This is a genomic window from Oleiphilus sp. HI0080 (assembly GCF_001635135.1).
Genome location: NZ_LWFU01001015.1, coordinates 1 through 1229 on the forward strand (window position 1 = coordinate 1; position 1229 = coordinate 1229).

The 1229-nt window shown below is 46.7% G+C and carries 1 protein-coding gene; it reads left to right on the plus strand.

The window, feature by feature from the left end; all coding sequences use genetic code 11:
- Positions 1 to 117: 117 nt before the first annotated feature.
- Positions 118 to 1229, plus strand: a 1112-nt coding sequence (locus A3751_RS19215; protein WP_068458595.1) for a Na(+)-translocating NADH-quinone reductase subunit A, incomplete at its 3' end; no start/stop codon positions are given.

A 1229-nucleotide genomic window follows, 5' to 3' on the forward strand; every position in this document is an offset into this window, starting at 1 on the left:
CTTCTCGTTACTTATAAGTCGGCGCGGCTGATTTCGTGCAAAGGGTTCTTGGATCCAATGGTATCCAAGGCAGAGGTAAGGTGGAAAATTCATTTTGTTTAAGCTTAGGCGGGATTAATGGTCAAAATTAATAAAGGCCTCGATCTTCCAATTACTGGTGCACCAGAACAAAAGATAGCGGACACAAAAACTGTCAGTCGAGTGGGTATTGTTGGTTTCGATTATGTCGGAATGAAGCCAACTATGGCCGTTGCGATCGGAGACAAGGTTAAGCGTGGTCAGCTACTGTTCGAAGATAAGAAAACCCCTGGGGTCATCTATACTTCGCCAGCGAGTGGAACAGTCGTTGAAATTAATCGTGGTGAACGACGTGTTTTTCAGTCTATCGTCGTAGAAATTGAAGGCGATGAAGCTGTTGAGTTTGAAAAGCACGATTCAGCATCATTTGATTCGCTTACACGCGAGCAAGTTGCCGAGAATTTGGTTAAATCTGGTCTTTGGACAGCTCTGCGTACGCGACCTTTTAGCAAAGTACCTGAGATCAACAGCGTTCCGAACTCGATTTTTGTTACAGCGATGGATACCAATCCTCTTGCTGCGGATCCCTCTGTTGTGATTGCTGAAAAGGCGGAAGCTTTTGCTCAAGGGGTTACGTTGCTGACTAAGCTTACTGATGGTCGCGTATTTGTTTGCTGCGAGCCGGGAAAAGAGCCAGATGTCCCTTCAAGTGCTCAGGTATCGATCGAGAAGTTTTCGGGCGTTCATCCAGCTGGAAACGCTGGTACGCATATTCATTACTTGGATCCAGTCAGTAGTGCTAAAACGGTTTGGAGTATTTCTTACCAAGACGTCATTGCGTTTGCAGAACTATTCAAGACGGGAACTTTGCCTTCAGAGAGAGTTGTCTCAATTGCAGGTGAGGGAGTGTCTAAGGCACGCCTGATTCGTACACAGCTTGGTGCTTGTGTGAGTGAGCTTGTTAAGGGCGAAGGCGATAACGACGCGTGTCGAGCGATCAGCGGCTCGGTGTTTGGTGGCCGCACTGCACGAGGTTCTGTTGATTTTCTTGGGCGTTACGCTTCTCAGATAAGCGTTATCCCTGAACCGCAAGAGCGAGAATTGTTTGGCTGGCTTTCTCCTGGTGCTAGTAAGTTTTCCGTAATGAATATTTACTTGTCAAAGCTACTTGGACGTAAGCAGTTTAGCTTCAATACGACTACCAATGGTAG